Annotated in this window: 1 protein-coding gene; it reads right to left on the bottom strand. The window is 47.4% G+C overall.

All coding sequences use genetic code 11. From position 1 onward, the window contains the following. Position 1: 1 nt before the first annotated feature. Positions 2-757, bottom strand: coding sequence for an SDR family oxidoreductase (locus ABMQ40_RS16635; protein ID WP_370901627.1), 756 nt, complete (start codon positions 755-757; stop codon positions 2-4). Positions 758-759: the final 2 nt, after the last annotated feature.

The raw sequence follows: 759 nt of genomic DNA, 5'->3' as shown, positions 1-759 counted from the left end.
CTTATCTGGTAGTATATCCTCCGTTGGCAAAAATGGTCTGCCCTGTGATCCACCATCCGTCCGTTACCAGAAATTCGATCAACGGTGCGATGTCCTTGATATCGGTAAGACCACCCAAGGCTGAAGCGGATTTGTGATAGGCCACGGCATCATCACTCTCCTGTCCGTAAAAGAAAGGAGTATCCATAGGACCGGGAGCCACTGCGGTTACTGAAATCCCTCTCTCACCAAATTCCTTGGATGCCATCCGGGTGAAATGCTCCACAGGAGCCTTGGCTCCGGCATATGTGGAATATAAGCCCGTGTAAGCAGCAAGCAATGAAGTGACTATCGTGCAGATCTTGCCATGGTCATTGAGCTTTTTCCCGGCTTCCTGAATGAAGAAATAAGCTACCTTGGAGTTGATATTGAACATCTTGTCATACTCCTCTTCCGTGGTATCTACAAGAGGTTTCTTCAAGACCATCCCCACAGTATTGATGGCAATGTCTATTCCACCGTACACCTTTATGGCCTCAACAAAGAACCTGGTGATATTCTCTACCTTGGTGAGATCCGCCTGGAATAAAAACGCTTCAGCACCCAAAGCTTTGACCTCCGATAAGGTTTTTTCACTCTCTGCCCTGGATGATTCACTGTTGTAATGGATCGCAAGCTTTGCTCCTTTCGCTGCAAAATCACGACTCAGCAAACCTCCAAGGTTCTTCCCTCCTCCGGCGATCAGTACTACCTTGCCGGTCAATTCTTTTTTTGTCATAA

Origin of the sequence: Chryseobacterium gossypii, assembly GCF_041361455.1 — a bacterium.
Taxonomy (GTDB): Bacteria; Bacteroidota; Bacteroidia; order Flavobacteriales; family Weeksellaceae; genus Chryseobacterium; species Chryseobacterium gossypii.
The sequence above is the reverse complement of the archived record's forward strand: the minus strand, read 5'-3'. Positions and strand labels throughout refer to the sequence as shown.